Origin of the sequence: Intestinibacillus sp. Marseille-P6563, from assembly GCF_900604335.1 — a bacterium.
Lineage (GTDB): Bacteria > Bacillota > Clostridia > Oscillospirales > Butyricicoccaceae > Butyricicoccus_B.
The window spans coordinates 457,288-473,156 of sequence record NZ_UWOD01000002.1; the positions used below are offsets into that span (position 1 = coordinate 457,288).

The following is a 15,869-nucleotide window of genomic DNA, read 5'->3' on the forward strand; positions in this document are numbered from 1 at the left end:
ATTGTTCGTGTTCTGCGGCCATTCCATCCATTCCGTCCCCATAGATCCTTCTGGGGTTGAGCCTACTTTGTTCTTAATGCTGTCATTTTCACATCGCAATATCGCCGTAGTTCTACAACTCCTGTGACCAAAATTTCAAGCATCCTAGGGCTATAAGAATGAATAACTGCCACACGGCTGCACCACCTAAAATATGTTTTCTGCTATTAAGCTAAAAGCGTGAGCAAGCTTTATCGCAGCCGGAAAATCTGCGGCATAAGGCAACAGAGGCGGAACGTATCAAAACATTCCACCTCTGCTTTTTCATGGCCGGTTACCGAACCCGATATCCAACGCTGACAAATTTCCTCCATGCCTCTGGACCCTGGAAGGTTCATGCTATGCCCGGGTAAGATAGATTTCCACAAAATTCGCTTATCAGCTTGATCATTTTTTGCCTTTTGGTTGTCTTGGATATCTTCCCAGATATAGTACTGCTGCCAGGCCCGCTGCAAACAGAACGGTCAACACACCATAGAGTGCCAGATTACCTTGGTCTCCGGTCGGGACCTCCGATCCTCCGAGCGTGTCGGACAGGTTGGTGTCGGTGTCAGGATTGGGAGCGGGGTTGGGAACAGGCTCAGGGCCAGGCCGGTTGTTTACGAAGTCCACCAAGGCGGTAGTGTCGGCAAGAATGATTCCGGCATCACCGGTGGCAGTGGTGGTGTAACCGTCCTGATTGGACTCCTTCTCGGTCACTGTGTAGGTGATACCTTCGGGCAGGTTATCCGCCCAAAGGCTCTCGCCGTCCCAGAGGGTGAAGGTAGCCACGCCGTTGACAAAGACCATCTGGCCATAGGTGCCGGTGAGGCTTGTGTTGCTCAGGGTCACGATAAAAGTAAACTCCCGGGTGGGATCGCCCCCGGAGCCGGTGACCTGCTTGTTCACCTGAAGAGAACCGGACTCTGTCTCAGAACTGTGATTTGTGATCTTGTTGCCGCTCTGAGAAGACTCATATCCCTCCGGCACCACCTCGCTGACTCGGTAGATGTACGTATTCCCGTTTTCGTCCTCCTTGGGTAGGGCATGGAAGGTGTAGGTCCAGGTATTGCCTGTCTTGATCCAGGTGGGGGTTGCATACACCCGCTCCTCTGTGCCGCCCTCGATCTTCCGGTAGAGTTCCAGGATGATGCTACTGGGCCGCTTGGGATCGTTTGACCCCTTATCAACCCAGATTTTCTGTCCGGTGATGTCTGTCCGACCATCGTCCCCTCCACTGCTGCTATGGCTGTAGTTGTTGAACTCGGCCTTCGCCGTGTCGCCGGCCGGGATGGTCCCAGTCCAACCGGTGCCGGAAGTGCTGTAGCCGTCCTGGTTGACCTCCTTCTCGGTCACTTCATAGCCGATGCCAGCAGGCAGGCCCTCAATGGTGAGGCTCTCCTTATGCTTGAGGGTAAATTCATCGGACACACCACCTGTCAACTGGAGCGTACTTTGGGTGCTGTTTCCCTGGGCATCCGTTTTATGGATGGTAAAGTTGCCGCTGATAGAGGTCGCCGCGGTACCTGCCGAGGAAGTTCCGGTAAGGGTGACTGTAAAGTGGAAGTCCTTCTTCGGGTCGCTCCGGTTACCGGAGACCGTCTTGTTCACCTTGAGGCTGCCGTCCTTGTAGTTGGTGATAATCAGACCGTCCACAGAGGTACCGGGGTGACCGCCAATGGTCTCTGTCTTGTAACCTGCCTCATAGCCGTCGGGCTCTTTCTCGCGCACCCGGTACTCGTACAGGACACCGTTGCTGTTGTACTTGTCCAGGCCCGTATAGGTGAACGTCCATGGGGATGCATCTGTGTTCCACGTCAGCGTTACCGTTGTGCCGTCTACCGTGACGGATTGCCATGTGTCGGCGGAGCCACTCAGCCGCCGCTCCAGCATCAGGGCAGGGATGGTGCTTCCCACCCCTCCGCTCCAGAACTTCTGTCCGGTGATCGTCACCTTGCCGGAGAGGACATTGGTGAAGTCGTAGTTGCCATTGGTCGTGTTCACCTCGCCGGCAGTACCGTTGGTTTTCTGGTTTTCCAACGCATACCCGTCTGGCACCGGATACTCCCGCACTCGGTAGGTGTACGCCTGACCGGTACTGTTGTGGGTAGGCAGACCGTCGTAGCGGTAGGTCCACTGATTTGTAGCCGCATGGGTCGTTGTATCCCAGGTAGGTGTATAGAGGGCGGAGACATCGACCCAGGTCCCATTTTCCACCTTTCGCTCCAAAATCAGCTTCATGTCAGCGGCAGCAGGACGGGTGCCGTATGCGTTGCCGTTATCCTTCCAGGTTTTGGTCCCGTCGAGACTGATGGCGGTGGTGTTGGTGACAGTGGTCTTGGTAGCATATGTTGTCCAATCATAGGACACTTCGTAGCTTACCTGGTTGGGTTCTGTGCCCAGGGTAATCGTCCCATTCTGGGCAATGGGATTACCGCTGCCGTCCAGCTCCAGGACGTAGTAGTAATACGTCTGTCCGCTGGTGTTGTACTTGGGCAGGTTGGTGAAAGTATGCGTCCAAGTACTTTCGCCCAAAGTCACTTTCCGCACACCCTTCGTGCTGTCCAACTCATCCTGCGGAACCGGAGTACCGCTGGTGGTCGAGCCCACCTTTTTGGTATCCGTGGTCCGGTACAGACCCAGGGTCACCTCATGAGTTGCAGCCGTATCGGGCCGCCACACCTTCTCCACGCTGTAGCTGGTGGAAATGGAGTTGGTGAAGGTGTAGATGGTGGTATCGTTGTTATGGGTGTTGTGCACCCCGAGCTGTACCCAGCCGCTGCCCGTTTTCTCCACCACTTGGTAGCCGGTGATGTGTTTGCCGCTGCCGTCGGTATCGGGCAACGCCTCCCAGCTCACCTTCCAGCCGTTGTCCTTGGTTGCGGTCTTTTGCCACTGGTTATCTTCCAGAAACTTGGCCTCGTCCCAGACTGTATTACCGTTTGTATCGGTATAGCTGTATTCCAGATAGAAGGTCACTTCTGCAACATTACTGTTTGCATCCGTGCCCACCCAGGCCTTCTCTACCCTCACATTCCGGGGCACGCCACCGTCCGGATCCGGGGTATCCATGGAGTTGGTCACCGTCCACAGCGTGCTACCGTCAGCGGGGGCGCCATAGATGGTTGTGTAGTGGATGCCGTTGGGATTGTAGGTTCCATCTTCCGGAACGATGGCCGCCGTTACAGCAGCGTCACCTTCCTCGGTAACCAAGGAATAACTTTCACCGGCATTCAGGGGCTGCAGTTCCCGCACCCGGTAGGTATATCGCTGAGCCGTAGTGCCGCTGTAATCCATGATGGGTAGGCCAGTGATGGTGTCCTCCCAGTTTCCGGGATCGGTGGCACCGCCGCTCTCGGCGTTATTGCCGTAGAGCTTCTCGAATACCGCCACGTTCTCCCAATTGGACTCCGACGGATTTGTCACAGCAGTGCGCTGAAGGACGAACCAGGAGGCCCAGGACCAGGGGCCATCCGCGCCCGGACGGGTACCGTACCGGTTGTCGTTGTCGTCCCACGCCTTGGTCACCGATACGGAGGTCGTGGCCAGCTTGTTTGTGGTGGTGCTGGTATTGCTGCGGCGGAGGAAGGTGGCGTTGGTCACCAGACGGTTGCTATGATTTACCTGATAAGGAAAGGAGTTTTCTGTGCTGTCTTCCGGCAGATCGATCGTCTGGCTTTGGTCTTCCCCGTTTCCCCAGGACACCTTGGTCTCCACCACCCGGTATTCCAGGAAGATGTAGCCGTTGTCTGTATCCTGCACCACGCCGGGCAGTTTTTCAAAGGTATAGGTCCAGTTGTGGTCTGCCCCCACAACCCGTCCGGTCAGCGCGTGAACATCTGCCCCTGCCGCAAGTCCAAGTGTCTTTCCTCCATCGGATGTCCACTCGTTTGCATCAACCCAAGGCTCATTGCTGTTCATCTCCCGGACCTGGAGCTGGAGGTTCACGGTCAGATCAAAGCCCAGATAATCCTGAGGAATGGGCTCGTTTTCCTCGTCCACCCATGCCTTTTCGAACTTGGCCAGGGTCAGGGTACTGTTGGTGAGAGAGCCGAAGGAATAGGTGTCGGGATTACCGCTTACCGGCTTCGTTTTGCTGGTAATGGTATGCTGCCACGCTCCGTTCGCCTTGCCATTTGGGGTAGAGGGCGTATAGATCTTATCCTGATCCTTGTCACCTTCCTCCGTAATTTGCAGACGTCCTTCTTCCGTTACCCGCTCCTTCAGAGTATAGGTCCATTCCATACCGTTGGGAGCGTATTTCTCAAAGGATTTGCCGTCAGCTGGTGTGATGGTGATGGTCCAGGTGCCGCTGTTCTCGGCCACAGGTGTAATACTGATGGTGTAATCTTCGTCTGGTTTCAACGTTTCCTCGATGCCAGCTGCGCCACCGGTTCCCCCCTGTGCCTTGGCCGTGCGGGTAAGGATCAGCAGCTTCTCAAAATCCGCGGTCGTTGGCCGGAAAGAAGAGTTGTTGTCCTCCCAGATCTTGGTGGCGATAAATTGATTGTAAACCTGCGGTTCCTTCGCCCGCTGGTTCTTGAAGGTGGCGTCTACTGTGGGCGTTTCATTCTCCGCCACTTTCTCAGGCTCCAACTCATTGATACTAGTGATGTTCTTATTTGGTTCTGTAAATTCGCTCGGGTTGCTCACATCCCCCTTCACGCCCCAGGTATCATAATCGTTGAGCCAGGTCTTTACCTCGGAGACACTGTACTGATACCTGGTGCCGTCAGGGGCATAGAGGGGCAGGTCGTCAAATTCCAGCGTGGCCCAGATGTAAGCATCCCCCGAAGTACTCTTGCCGCTGTCAAGGATCGCTCCTTCTACCACAGAAGTATCCGTATTCTCCCAAATGCGCTGTACCTGGGCCGATGTAAGGGTTATGGTCTGCTGATTGGAATTGAAAGAAGTGTCTTTGACATAGTTGGAACCATCTGCTTTTTGCAGCCACCGCTCCAAGCGGAAGGTCACTGCGGGGTAGGCGCTGGGGATGAAGGTGCCATCGGCTGCCTTCTCACCGGGCAGATACAGGAACTTCTTCACCTGAATGCTGCCCTCGGTGGGATTATAGTTGTTGGTGAAGGTGAAGCCTGTGCCGTCAGAGGCATCAAAAATCTGATGTCCGTCGTCCGGCTTGCTTCCCTCCTCCCAGTTGACGGTCTCCTCCACCGTGTAGGTCCAGAGAGCGCCGGTTCCCGATTGATACCGGGGAAGGGGCGTGGGTATTGCGATGCGTTCTCCCGTTGCCATGTCATAGACTTCCGCGACATCGATCTCACCGGCATCGTTTTTCCCCAGCACATTGATCCCCTCATACGCAATGAGATACCGGTACTGGGTGCCGCTTTTCAGCTCTTTCCACTGGTCAGAAGAAATGACGACTTTGGCAACTTCCTCCGCGTCATCCTCCTTGTCCGTATGCCGGGACACCGTAAAGGTCACTTGAGGCAAACGGGTCTCTTCCCAGCCGGTGGGTAGGTTGGTCCAGTACTTCACACCCTCGATGGTATAGGTCTCCGCCAAGGTGTTGATAATGGTCCCGCCCTCCAGCAGGGCGTACTTGGGATAGTTGTTGCTGGTGCCGAAGGCACCGATGCCGGAGGGCTGGCCGTTGCCCCACTGGATGCTGCCCAGTGTGTCCTCTCTGTCTCCGTCCCGTGTACCCAGCACGACCAGATTGTAGGGCTGACCATTGGCATCGGTGATGGATGTGTTTTCGGCATTCAGAGTCGCAAGCCCTTCCTTCGGCTCGTCCCGCGTGCCCAGCGCCGTAGAACCGATTTCGTACTGAGCCACCTGATAATCGTAGTCGCCGGCATTCATGACGGTGCGCTGCACGGCGTAGTAGAAGATCTCGTTGCCCTTCGCGTCAAAGGCCGGGACACCGCTCATGGTGGCGGTCCATTCTCCGGGTTTTTCCATGTCCCAGTCAAGGGTTCGGCCTGTTACCCTGCTGATCACCGGAGTAACATGATCGTTTTCGTCATAAGTATAGGTTACCTGGTAAATATCCAAATAGATGTCGGGCCGGAGATTACTGTTGTGGGTAAAGTCGTCCTGCCACTCCACAGTCCACTGAACCGTTTTGCTGCCGCGGCGGGCGTTGGTGACGTTCAGAGTCTGCTCGTCCCGGGTGTGGGCGCCATCCACATCAGCATCATACTCCCCCCATTGGTAGTCCGCCGAAAAGTCCTGCCACAGGGCGTAGAGTTCGGAATACTGGTTCCGGTCAGTATCTTCTGTGAAGTCCACCACCGTGGGCGCTGTAATTGTTCCGTCATCATTCATCCCGGCATTGGTCACGTCCAACCAGACCTCCTCGATGGAGTAGGCCACGACCTCGCCGTTGGTGTCATACTTAGGCAAACCGAGGAATTTGGCGCTGTTATCAGTCGTGAATTTCCAATTTCCTTCGTCATCCTTCACATACCCTAGGATGATCCACTCGGAGGAGCCGGTATCTTTATAGCCTTCGCTCTTTTGGCTATCCTTCTGGTACGTGCTGTAAATCTGAACATCCTCGCCGCCCACACAGACGGTGTCGCTGTGGACACTGGGTCCGGAGTAGGTGATGTTCCATTCATCGCTCTGGTCATCCTCTTCCGTCTTTTCCATGGAGTCGTCGAACACCAAACGGAAGGCTAGAGCCAGGTAGGTGGGGTTCGTATCATTATTTGCATACTCTTCCAGCACCGCTTTGATCTGCTCCAGAACCTGGGAGGAATCTCCCGCACGGCCGTCCACCCAGTCTTTGGTCACCCCCAAGTCGATGCTACCCAGACGACGGTTGGTGATGGTGAAGGCCACGCCGACGCCTTTAGCAGCAGGGTCCTCGCTGCTGGTCGCATCCTCCCGCTTATAGGTCACCTGATAGCGGTGGTTGTCGGTGGTGACTTCGAAGACGGGCTCTCCATCTTTCCGTTCACGATAGAGATACTCATAGGGCGGACTACTTACATTTCCAACCGTCTCCAGATGGTGGTCCACCAGTTTTTCTCCTACCTCGGTCTCCACCAGGTAGACATCATTCTCATCAAACTTGCCATCGTCACCTTTCGCATCCGTATTCCCCAGTTCGGAGGTGCCGATCCACACCACCTTGTGCCAGAGGTTCTCTTCGCCTGGGCCGCCTAGGGTGATGGTGTAGTTGCCGCCACCGGATTTGGTGATCGGCTGGTTGTTGTTTTTGTTGTATAGCGTGAGGGTCACCGGGTCCCGGTGCTCCATGTCACCGTCGTCCAGCCATACCTTTCGGGCCAGCAGGTTGAAGCCACTGTCTCCGCCGCCGTTGATGACGGTGGTCGTGTAGTTTCCACTTTCATCAATCTCTGTCTCGTAGACCGGGAAGTTGCCCTTTTCCAGCAGCAGGTACTCATAGGGCCTGCCTCGATCATCGAACCGGGGTAAGCCGGATACCAGTGCATTCCAAGTCACAACCGGATCGTCACCGCTACCGGTGGTTGTTGCCGGTCCACCCTCGATCTGGAAATCCTCACTGACGCTGTCCGGAAGAGTTTTCGGCCCAGTTACGGTGACGGTTTCGTCACCTTCTTCTGCTTTCATGGTAAATTCCAGATAATCCGTAAAGTCCTCGCCGGCCACGGACCGGAGGATCTGGATCGTGATCTGTCCAGGGGTGCTACCTTTGTGCCACTCCTTGATGACTTTATAGTTCAGGTACTCCGACACGGAGTTGATGATCTGGGTGTTGTTGGTGCCCGTCTGGGAGACGGTATACTTGCTGCCGTTCATCTCGAAGGAGCCGATGGGGTTGTTACCGGTGTTAGCGTTTTCGCCCTCGGGGTAATCAATTGTAATTTTCCCTGTGGCGTTGCCCAGGTCCGTCTCTGTGGCGTTTGCGGCGTCAGTATACACCGCGGTCTCCAGCCAGCGGTACTCCAGTTCCTTGTTAGTGGTGTCTTGCGTCGATGTCTGATAGAGGGGCATGGAGGGGTGGTCCACCAGCGTATCGCTGAGACTCTCGGCATAAAAACGATGAAGGTAGCGGACTACGGGCTCGCCTTCGCTGTTTTTATAGGTTTTCCATTCTCCGCTGCCGCCGCTATCCTTCTCCCGGTACTGGAGGGTCAGCTCCACGGCCACATTGTCAAAGGTAGACTGGTAGGCCGCGGCAGACCAGGTCTTGGTGGCGGTAACCGGGATAGTGTCCTTCTGATAGTTGGTGAGGGTTCCGTTGTTATAGAGATAGGTGTTCCCATCGGGACGATTGGTGTTGCCGTCGGGCAAAGCCCCATTGGGGAGCGAATCGATTTCTTGATTGATGTTACCCTCCGTGTCCACGGTAACCGTGCCAAACACCTGCTCATATTGGTCTGCATGGACGCCAGTAAGGGTCTCCCGTATCACATAGATAAACTCCGCGCCATCCAACGTATCATACTTGGGCAGATCTGCCAACGTAGCGTTTTCGTCGTCCGTCATGACCTTTATATCATAATGGCCGGTTTCATCGCCTCCCTCATCCTTTTTTTCTGTCAGCGTAATATTGTAGCCATTCACTGGGGCAGCGGTGCCAGGATCCTCCCCTTTTCGATAACGGTAGAGGGTGAAATTGGCATGAGGACGGCCGCTGTTTTCTGCGTCCCCATAGGAATCCAGCCAGATCTTGGTGGCTTCGTATTGTGTATTTCCCTGGCGCACCAGCTGAAGGGTGCCGCCGCTATGGAGGGCGGCGGTGTCCTGTCCTTCGCCGGGAACACCGGTGTTTACATACTGGATCTGATACCACTCGTTGTCCCCCAGCAGATCGGTCTCACCCAGCTCTGCCGCTGTAATCTGTCTGTCAGGAGTCGAACCTTCTCCTGAGCTCTCCGTCACGTTGTAGTGGATGGGGCTGCCGTCCACATTGTACTTCCACATGCCGGTGATGGTAATTTTCCCCTCGTCATAGCTGGGCGTGGCGTGGAATGCATCGATCATATCGATGATGCTATCATTGCCGGTGCTGCTGTTGTAGGTCCAGTTGAACTGGAAATTTTCCAGCAGAGCCCGGAGCTTGTCCTCACGGTTCTCATCCAGAGGGTTCTCGTCACCCTGGCGGATATCCAGGGTAAAGGTGAAGGTATCCTGCTGCATATAGTACCAGCCCGGGGTGTCGATGGAGGGATATGTATGATCCTCGCCCACCTCGCTCTGGGTGATGTTCCGGAAATCATAGCCGTCTACGCCGTCCGGGGGCTCTAGGGACCAGGAGACCTCGTAGGTGTTCACAACGCTGTTGGGATTGTTGGGATCCGTCTGTTGAATCACGCTGGGTAAATCCTTCACCGTAAAGCCATGGGCGCCATACGGGACAAAAGTGGGGTAGGTCTCCAGGCCGACCTTTGCCAGCGCGTCCTCCGTCAGCAGCGTACGCTCGTATGTCACACCATTTTTATCCGTCAGCGTATAGTAAAGCTTGACCTGGGTCTTCCAGAAATTCCTATCACTCCATCCTTCCGGTCGGGCGTTCTGCTCTTCGTTGTCCCGCCAGAAAACGGCTTGGTTTTGATCCTTGGTCTCCGTTGCAGTCACTTCCCAGCCGCCCTCCCCGGGCAGGGTAGCGTCTCCGGCGGTGATGGTCACGGTATCAGAGGCAGTTTTGCCACCCGCTTCGCTGACCGCGAGGGTCACCTCGCCGCTGATGGCCTCTGCGGAACGGGCAAACTTGTCGGCGCGAAGGGTCAATGTGATGACGTAAACCTCATTTTCTGTGGCGTCTGTATCATACGGGGCGGCAACTGTAAAGACAAATCCATCGTTCGTTCGGTTCAAGCTTCCTTCGCTGACGGAAAAGCTTCCGGCTGCGTCACTGGGATATTCCAGCTTTGCGATTTCCGTTTCACCACATGTGATGCTACCATTGTCATAGCTGATCTCTCCTGCGGGCAGGGAAAGGCCCACGGGTAACTTCACTGTAAAGGTATAATCCTTCCCACCTTCTCCCGCGGCGATCTTTTGGAGGTTGATGCTGTATGTAATATCCTTGCTGCCTTCGCTGCCCAGATCAACGGTCTCCAGCGTTGTACTGACCGCGATCTCTTCAGGGATATGCGCAAAAACGGTGAAAGCAGAGGTGGTAATCAAGGCATCGTCATTGCCGTCCTCTAAAAGATCAACTGCCGTAATGCTTGTGGGAGCACCATCCTCGTAGGTCTGGACTTTAATGTCTTCATCAGCAATATTGATAGTCAAATTGCTGCTATTTACATCGATGAAAGTTAAGGTTTTCTCATAAAATTTCGCCCCACTCAGCAAAATTCGCAGTACCGCGCCGCCGTCGTTTTTTGCAATCAGAACGGCAGAGGTCTCTGCGTCGGCACCGCCGGTGGGTGCTGTCGGGGCGGCAGAGGGCTGGGACGCTGCCGGAGATTCATCCTGCCCAGCCTCTCCTCCTGCGGGGGCATTCAAGTCGGTGATAGGCGCACTGCCATCGCCGTTGTCGCTGCTCTCCGGCTCCGAAGGTGAGGTCGGCTCATCGCCTTCGTCAGAACCGTTGTCACCGCTCTCCGGCTCTGTAAGCCCAAGCGCACTTTCGTCAATGAAGTCACCATCCCACTGGAGCGCTTCTGTCTCGGCTTTCTCCAGATGAATGTCGATCAGCTCCGCAGCAGGAGTCCCGTCGCTCTGTGTCAGGCTGGCCGTCAGATTTACCTGACGCTGTCCGCTGATGGTCTGTCGCTGCGGTGTCCATTCCACCGAGACGGACTGTGTCCCTGTGGCAAAGGCAATTGTCGGCATAGAAAACAGACCAAACATCATACACACTATGAGCATCATACTGCATAAACGGGTTTTTATATTCCGTCTACGTTTCATTATCACAATCTCCTTTTCCATGGAAAGTTGTTGAGATAAGCAGAAACATTCCCAGCCTTTCACCAAATTATCTCAATGTGTCCACAACTCCGTGACACACAAATCGTGCCCCCGGAAACATATAGTTGCAGGTAGAAAGGGTAATGACCCGATCCGTGGACTGTGGGATAACCTCGCTTGTAAAGCAGGAACGTTCCAGAATCCTCTCTAACCATGCACCGTATTCCTCCTGAGAGGAAAAAGTCAACTGCCAGGCATCGTCGTTTTCCCCGGCGATGTAGGCAGAAAATAATCGGATGGTCAGGGTATTCTCAGGTGTGATCAGAAACAGTTCCGGGTGTGCCTCGTAATATGCCTGCTCCTGATATTTGCTTAAAGAAGCGAAGAGAGTTCCGTTCTTCATGTAGTGGCCGTAGATCACGCTGTTTTGTCCCGTCAGTCCCTGACATCGACTGTCCAGAAAGAGGCTGCCCGCGCTATTGCGGGTACCGTCGAAGAGATGATTCAGATAATAGGAATTGTTCTCCCCCTGGGGGACAGGATAGGAAATTACGGTGTTCGGACAGTAAAGCCACCCCACCACCTCTGGGTTGATGTCGGCCAGAGCCTCAAAATCCACTTGGGGCAATTCCAGCTGGATCTCTTCCTGGAAAGGGATGGAGGGCTGCTGAGCCGGTGTCTTTTGTGGGACTGATACTACACTTTTCTGCAGTTTGTCATAGGCCAGTTCCCCCATACGGTATTCCTGCCACTGCTGGAAAAAAAGCCATCCAAATACCAGCAGGCCGCCCGTACAAAAAAGAACACAAATCCAATATAAGATCCTTCTTTTTTTCATCTTAGATTTCTAAGTGCTCTGGGAACCACTCCCACTTGCTTTTGGGACGTCGGACCACAGTTCAATGAGCCGTGCTTTGGCAGCGAAAGCTGTTTTTTCTTCCGGCTCACCGGTCAAATATGTCAGGGCCTCGTTCCAATCCCGGAGGTCTTCCTGCCTGGGCGAGAGCATTTTCAGTTTTTGTGTCAAGTAATGCTTTTGAGTAATCGTTAGATAGCGCAAATCGGACAGATTTTCGCATCCCATTTGAATGGAGAGCAACTCCAGCAAAGATTGTTTCATGATCATACCCGCATGACCTCCTTTGCTTCTGCAAGCATTTTTTCGTAGCGTGCACCTGGTTGCTTACTGACTACGCCAGCACAAACCGGACAGTTACGCTTCTGCTTTCCGGTTCGGGAATATATGGCAGTCTTCCAGACATGGCCTTCGGCGCAGGTCCACCAAACCTTTTTGTGGGAGCCTGCGGTTACCATTTGGGGCGTCAATGAGCCATTCAGCGTAGGATGCCACTGCGCCGCGATTTTTGCCTGCGTCGTAGCCAGGTCGTTGAACCCAGCAAGAACCTTTTTCCCTGCGCAGTAGGGACAACCGGAGTTCCGCATAGTTCGCATCCCCACCGAAGCCGCATATTCGTGTCCCAAGGGACAGATCCACCATACCCGCCGTTTGCAGGCAGGCGTGACCTGGCATGGCAGCAGCGATCCGTTTTTGGTGGGATGCCACTCTCGGGTCACCGCTGGAAACCGAGAAGCCATATCGTTTTCTCCTGGCAGGATCACCCGTCCGGCACAGACCGGGCATCCGGTTCCGTCCAAGGTGCGGGACTGGACAGAAACGCTCCACTCATGCCCCTGCGTACAGCGCCACCAAACCTTGCGCTTGGTGCCGAAGGTCACATCCCAGGGCTTCAACGTTCCGTTTTTCGTGGGATGCCACTCCTGGGCCAGTTTGGGAAACCGGCTGGCCAGATCATTGACGCCCGGAGCTACAACACGGTTGGCGCACACTGGACAGCCGCAGCCATCCACCCGTGAACGGATTTTCGCCTGCCACTCATGCCCCAGACTACACTGCCACCAGACCTTCTTCTCGCTTCCAGGCAATACACACTCCGGAGTCAGTGGCAGATTTTTGGTGGGGTGCCATTCTCTGATCAAGTCTGGAAAACAACTAGCCAAATCGGTCTCTCCAGTCCACGCAGCTCGACCAGAACAGTAGGGACAATGGGTATGGTGGGAGGTGCGGCTGTTCACCGTTACCTGCCAGCGATGGCCCTTTTCACACTGCCACCAAACCTTTTTCGTGCTGCCGTAGGGAATGGTTGCAGGGGTAAAGGGAAAGTTTATGTTGACTACCCATTCATTCAGTAGCTCCTTCCGCCCTTCCCGTATGCAGAAGTCATGCAGACTTTCCCGCATGGGTCCTCCCTCCTTCTATACAGAATCAACATTCTGAATAGATTTTTCCCTTTCTTTCTACTAATTGGAGAAAATGGGTATAAAAAATCGCCCGTCTTTCTTTCTGAAAGAGGACGAAAGGGCGTAAAAAGCCAGGCCGCAAATGCAGATTATGCTTGCAGCCTAATTCTTATGTTCAAAATCTGGAAATTGCATTGTCTTTCGTGTCCACGCATGCTATAATGACAATGTACAATTTCAGTATGTAGATGATATTAGGACAGAATGTTGATTCTGTGACTATAACACAAGTCCCAGTCTGTCAATCTCCCGTTGGTGCTCCACGCCGGAGGAAACTAGGTAGATGCGTGTGGTTTCGATACTGCTGTGACCCAACAGGTCGGCCAGCTTTGCAATATCCCGACAGGTCCGATAAAAGACTGTAGCAAACAGGTGTCGAAGGTTATGGGGGAATACTTTTTCCGGTTCCACGCCGGCGTACTTGCATAGCCTTTTCAGTTCCGCCCAAATCTGTCGGCGGCCAAGTTCCTTTCCGTTTCTGGTGCGAAAGATCGCGCCGGAAGCGGTTTTCTGTTTTTTTGCGTACTTTATCAGCTTTCGGCAGAGTTTTCCGGGGAGCAGGATGGTGCGGATCTTGCCTTTGAGGGCGATCTCTGCCTTACCCTGTCGAACCGCTTCCACGGTGATATACTGTACTTCACTGACCCGGATACCGGTAGCTGTGATGGTCTCCGCCAGAAGTCCCAACCGTTCCCGTCCTAATTTGTAGGCCGTGTTCAGAAGACGCCGGTAGTCGTCCTTGGTTAACTCACGATTGGCATCCCGAAACAAGCGGCGCTGGATCTTGAGAAATTTTACCCGGCACTCCTGCAAATCGAGAAATTCCAGCAGGCTATTCAGCGCAGAGAGCATGGCATTGATGGTAGTCGGGGCATAGTTCTGCGACACCAGGTGGGCTTTCCACGCTGCGGTCATCTCCTTGCTAATGTTGCGATTATCGAGCCAGCAGGCAAATGCTTGAACATCACGAAGATATTTCTCTATGGTTGCACCACTCTTTTCTTCCGTCAGAAGATGATGGGCATATGCTTGGATTTGTGGTCGTGTTAATTGATGATTTTTCATAAAGACCCTCCTGTTAGGATTATATCTCTATTGTATAGGAAGTGCAGAAACATCAAAGCCCACAGCGCAGTATCTGCCGCTGTGGGCTTTGCACGCCGTATTGATACGTTTGTCACTGGGGCACCGGAACTGGTACTTTCCTCATATCCTACAAACTTGCTTATAGGAAACTGTGTGGCTACAGCACTACTCCATAGCTGCAGCAGATCAAAGCACTTTAGCCGATTTCTCAGCAGTAAAAGAGACTGGGACTTCGCCGTACAACTAGCCTTTCCGGATGTCCTAGGAACTGGAATGACCAACTATTAAGATGTCCAGTAATTAACGAAGATTTTTTAAAAGAATAAAATGGGTACAGAAAATTGAGCCCTCGATCAAAGGGCTAAAAAGAAAGAGTGCACTTTAACGGATCATAACGGATATTCTGGTCTGCGATGCGTAAATAACTTAAAGGAGTTTTTGAGCAACATGGGTTAGTATACACGATATGGCTTGCCTTCTGCTCTTTTTTGAGCGTAATACTCGTCAAAGAACAGCTCATTTTTGTAATCTGCCAAAACTGACGGTTCAGTCCTTCAATGATATTGGTCGTATATATGATTTTCCGAATCTCCGGGGCATATGCGAAAAAAGAGAAATTCTTTTATCTAAAGATTCTTATTCTCACTGTCCTAACCGATGGTTCTTTGCGCTAAAGCTAAACAAAAGAAGCACCGAAACAATATGTTTCGGTGCTTTTACTGGCGTAACGTCAGAGATTTAAAGCAAGCAGATCGCCTTTTTGCGTTATTTTCTTTGCTATATTGTTCGTATACTGCTGCAATTCCAGCCATTCCATCCCTATAAGGTTCTTCTGGGTGTGAACTCATTATTTGAAAGGAACATGAGCTGGTATTACCTCACTCGCGTTGATCTTTGCACGAATATCCACTGTGACAGACAGGATGTATTTCAGAAACTGGTTCGACTTCTTCGTAAAACCGCAACCCCCAAGAAATATGAGCGGAAGCACTATCAAAACCCGGATAAAAAAGGCCAATCAGTACAACAAGCATTACATCCACATCGCCTGTGGTTCGCAGGAGTTGGTGATCTACGACAAGACATCCCAGTCAATTTGACAGTAGCTTATAAAGAATTGCCTTCCGGTGTACTGCGAATCGAAATACATTACGGCCGGGACAAGCTACGCCACATCGAAAAGAAGCACAACAGAGACGATTCATGCGCTCTTTTGGAACGTCTGATGAAACAAAACAAGGACTGAATTTTAGAACTGGTAGAAAAATGCTATCCAGACCTAGAGTATTATTCCTATGAAGAAGCAGCGAAAAAAATCATGCAGTCGAAGTTTCATACAGAAACAAAAAAACAGATGCAGACCCTGTTGGAGCAGATGCAGCGTAAACAAACCATCGATGCTACATTCCATTGGATGGAAGATCATGATATGCAAACTGACGATTTGCTGAAGAAATTCGAGAAGCTTGGAGTAAATCCCGTTCCTCTACGTAAAGGGCATCACGCATCGTGTATGCCTAGCCTATTGGAAATTTTGAGAACCGTTGATGAACAGGCAATTTCGATTTATCCCATATGCTAGAAACAGAAGCAAAGTGTTAGTATGCAACCGTTAGGAAATATGG

At 52.9% G+C, this 15,869-nt stretch carries 7 protein-coding genes; 2 read left to right on the plus strand and 5 right to left on the minus strand.

All coding sequences use genetic code 11. The annotated features are described in order from the left end of the window. Positions 1-426: 426 nt before the first annotated feature. The 5 genes from EFB11_RS10405 to EFB11_RS10425 form a co-directional block, all read right to left on the minus strand. Positions 427-10,839, minus strand: a complete 10,413-nt coding sequence (locus EFB11_RS10405) for a Cna B-type domain-containing protein (RefSeq protein WP_164706724.1) — start codon at positions 10,837-10,839, stop codon at positions 427-429. A gap of 67 nt (positions 10,840-10,906) precedes the next feature. Then, positions 10,907-11,677: a class B sortase gene (gene srtB / locus EFB11_RS10410; RefSeq protein WP_122790164.1), complete on the minus strand. Its 771-nt coding sequence runs from the start codon at positions 11,675-11,677 to the stop codon at positions 10,907-10,909. A 9-nt stretch (positions 11,678-11,686) separates the two neighbouring features. After that, a complete protein-coding gene (locus EFB11_RS10415; RefSeq protein WP_122790165.1) occupies positions 11,687-11,965 on the minus strand; it encodes a hypothetical protein in 279 nt (92 codons plus the stop codon). Further along, positions 11,962-13,098 (minus strand): zinc-ribbon domain-containing protein, encoded by a 1,137-nt coding sequence (locus EFB11_RS10420; RefSeq protein WP_122790166.1) that lies wholly within the window; start codon positions 13,096-13,098, stop codon positions 11,962-11,964. The genes EFB11_RS10415 and EFB11_RS10420 overlap by 4 nt, the downstream gene beginning before the upstream one ends. 279 nt (positions 13,099-13,377) lie before the next feature. Further along, complete coding sequence (locus EFB11_RS10425; protein WP_122790167.1) at positions 13,378-14,223, minus strand: tyrosine-type recombinase/integrase; 846 nt, start codon at positions 14,221-14,223, stop codon at positions 13,378-13,380. A gap of 781 nt (positions 14,224-15,004) precedes the next feature. On the opposite strand from EFB11_RS10425, the gene EFB11_RS10430 reads away from it, so the two are divergent. Both EFB11_RS10430 and EFB11_RS10435 read left to right on the plus strand, forming a co-directional pair. Then, complete coding sequence (locus EFB11_RS10430) at positions 15,005-15,490, plus strand: hypothetical protein (protein ID WP_122790168.1); 486 nt, start codon at positions 15,005-15,007, stop codon at positions 15,488-15,490. 72 nt (positions 15,491-15,562) lie between these two features. After that, complete coding sequence (locus EFB11_RS10435; protein ID WP_122790169.1) at positions 15,563-15,826, plus strand: hypothetical protein; 264 nt, start codon at positions 15,563-15,565, stop codon at positions 15,824-15,826. Positions 15,827-15,869 lie beyond the last annotated feature (43 nt).